3 protein-coding genes are annotated in these 2,875 nt (G+C 74.7%); all 3 read right to left on the reverse strand.

The annotated features are described in order from the left end of the window. Positions 1-99: 99 nt before the first annotated feature. From AXW62_RS38120 to AXW62_RS38130, 3 genes are read right to left on the reverse strand one after another with little or no spacing between them, the layout of a single operon-like run. A complete protein-coding gene (locus AXW62_RS38120; RefSeq protein ID WP_060948395.1) occupies positions 100-405 on the reverse strand; it encodes a Chromate resistance protein ChrB in 306 nt (101 codons plus the stop codon). A 59-nt stretch (positions 406-464) separates the two neighbouring features. Further along, positions 465-1,925 carry a glycosyltransferase family 39 protein gene (locus AXW62_RS38125; protein ID WP_060948396.1) on the reverse strand — a complete coding sequence of 487 codons (1,461 nt, stop codon included), beginning with the start codon at positions 1,923-1,925 and terminating at the stop codon, positions 465-467. Beyond that, the gene (locus AXW62_RS38130; protein ID WP_060948397.1) at positions 1,922-2,758 is read right to left on the reverse strand and encodes an undecaprenyl-diphosphate phosphatase; all 837 of its coding nucleotides are present in this window, start codon (positions 2,756-2,758) and stop codon (positions 1,922-1,924) included. Before AXW62_RS38130 ends, AXW62_RS38125 begins: the two co-directional genes overlap by 4 nt. Between the last annotated feature and the right edge of the window lie 117 nt (positions 2,759-2,875).

Consider the following 2,875-nt stretch of genomic DNA (forward strand, 5'->3'; position numbering starts at 1 on the left):
CGGTGGCGCTGCCGTGCGCGCCGGGGGCGCTGGTGAACCCGGCCGCGTGCGGCGGCCCCCTCCGCCGGGCCGGCGCGGTCCGTGTGCCGGTCGGGGCGCTCACCGCTTCCGCTCCGGAATCCGGTGCGGGGCGGCGGGCACGCGTTCGGCGTGGTCCTCGCGGGCGGCGGGGGACAGCGCCGGGAGGCGGGCGGCGTCCCGCGCCCCGCGTGCGGAGGGGTTCGGGGAGACGGCCCGTCCTTCGGCCTGCCCGGCCGGCGTGATCGCGCGGGCGGTGCCGTCGGGGATGCCCGGAAGCGCGGGTACGGCCCACCCGCCCTGGCCGAGCGGGAGCGCGCCTGGCCCGTGCGGCTCGCGCCGGACCGCCGCCCGGGGCCGGGACGGCCCGGCGGGTGGTTCGACCACGGGGAGGAGCCATCGGATCGCGGGTTCTGCGCTCGGCACATCTTCGGACGTAGCGGGTGTTACACCGGCGATGGTAGTCGGGAGTGCACATAGGCCGTGAGTCCGGTGCCCGGCAGGCGGTGCGCAGTCCAGGTGCGGGCGTAGCGGGGCGGACCGGAGCGGGTCCTGGCGAGGGCGGCGGCGGGTTCGCGGGCGGCGCGGCGCAGCAGGGTGTGCGTGGTGGTGTCGCGGTTGTTGCCGCCGACGTTCGCCGATGCGCAGCCGGCGTAGTAGCCGATGGGCGGCGCGTGTGCGCCGCTGACCAGGCAGGGCGGGGTGAGCCCGAGGCGGCGCAGGTCGTGGGCGGCGGTGCGGTAGCGGTCGGCGGTGACGCGGGCGTCGGCGGTGTTGTGGTGGAGTACCTGGACCTGCGCGGACAGGTGCAGGGCGAGCAGTACGGCCGCCGACCCGGCGGCCAGGACACGTAGGCGGGGCGGGCGGACGGCCCGTGCGCAGTGTGCGGCCACGGTAGCGAGGGGGAGGGAGAGCAGGGCGTAGGCGGGCAGCAGGAAACGCGGTGCGGAGTAGTCGATGAGCAGCAGGTACGGGATGCTCAGGGCAGCGGCGCAGGCGATGGGCAGCACGATGACCCCGGCGCGCCGGGTGCGCTGGGCCAGCACGCAGGCGATGAGGACGAGCGCGGGCAGGGCCAGCCACCACAGGGTCAGCTCGGGGTGGCCGAGCCGCACGTGGCAGGGGCGGCAGAGCAGGGGGCCGTTGAGGCTGCGCCACGCCATGCCGCCCGCCCAGTGCGCGCCCATGCCACCCTCGGTGGCGCTGGAGGCGTGCAGCCGGGCGCCGACCCCGCCCCAGCGGGCGTATGCCTCCGCGATCCACTCGGCGCTGCCCACGGCGAGCCCGCCGACCACGGCGAGCGCGGGCGCGGGGCGTCGCCAGGCCGGGACGACCGCGCACGCCGCGAGCAGGGGCAGGGCGAGCCACACGCCGTCGGAGAAGCGGAAGCAGGTGCCGGCCGCGACCATGGCGCCCAGGCCGAGCAGGGCGCGTCGCCGCGTACGGGGGAGCGGGGCGCGCAGGAACCAGCCGGTCGCCGCCACCGCGGACAGCGCCACCCACAGGTTGGGCATGGCCTGCGGCCCGTAGAGCACGGTGGTCCACAGGCCGGCGAACAGCAGCGCGGCCAGCGCGGTCCGCCCGGGGCCCAGCAGCGGCTGCCAGACGCGGTAGGCGGCGTACAGGGCGGCGGCGGACGCCAGCGCCAGCACGGTCCGCAGGACGGTGGTGGAGTCGGTGACGGCGAGGACCGGGGCGGCCAGAAGGCTGATGCCGCGTGAGCGCGGGGCGCTGAAGTACGCCGCCGGGCGGTGCGGATCGACCTGGGAGAGGTACACCGTCTCGTCCCAGCCGAGCCCCAGGTGCGGTACGACGAGGGCGAGTTGGGCCGCCGCGTAGGCGAGGGCGACCAGCGCCGGCCACCACCTCCGGCGGGGCGGTCGGATGACGGTGCGCGAAGTGGTCATGCGGTGAGCACCCCGGTACCCAGCAGACCGAACAGCAGCACGCCGACGGCCACGCGGTAGATGACGAAGGCGTTGAAGGAGTGCTTGGCGACGAACTTCAGCAGCCAGGCGATCGAGGCGTAGGCGACCACGAAGGAGACAGCGGTGCCGACGACGAGCGGGCCGGCGCCGACTCCGGCGCCGACGGCGTCCTTCAGCTCGTACAGGCCCGCGCCGGTCAGCGCCGGAATGCCGAGGAAGAAGGACAGGCGGGTGGCGGCCACGCGGTCCAGGTCGAGGATGAGCGCGGTGGACATGGTGGCGCCGGAGCGTGAGAAGCCGGGGAAGAGCAGCGCGAGGATCTGCGAGCAGCCGACCAGCATGGCGTCCTTGAAGGAGGTGTCGTCCTCGCCGCGCTTGTGGCGGCCCATCTGGTCGGCCGCCCACATCACCCCGGACCCGGCGACGAGGGAGCCGGCGACCACCCACAGGGATGCGAGGGGGCCTTCGACGAGCGGCTTCGCGGCCAGCCCCACGATCACGATCGGGACGGTGGCGCAGATGACCCACCAGGCGAACTTGTAGTCGTGGTGGTACCGCTGTTCGCGGTGGACGAGTCCGCGGCCCCAGGCGGAGACGATCCGCACGATGTCGGTGAAGAAGTACACCAGTACGGCGGCGATCGCGCCGACCTGGATGACGGCGGTGAAGCCGACCACGGAGGCGTTGTCGACCGGGATGCCCATCAGCCCTTCGGTGATCTTCAGGTGGCCGGTGGAGGAGACGGGGAGGAACTCCGTGATGCCTTCGACGATGCCGAGGACGGCCGCCTGGCCGATGCTGATGGCGCTCATCTGGAATCCGTTTCTGTGATGGCGAAAGCGGGCCGGGTCCGCAGCGGAACGGCGCGGTATGCGGTATGGCCGCGGGGTGTCGGTGGGAGAGGATCAGCCGCGCACGCGGGCCAGGGT

Origin of the sequence: Streptomyces hygroscopicus subsp. hygroscopicus (assembly GCF_001553455.1) — a bacterium.
Lineage (GTDB): Bacteria > Actinomycetota > Actinomycetes > Streptomycetales > Streptomycetaceae > Streptomyces > Streptomyces hygroscopicus.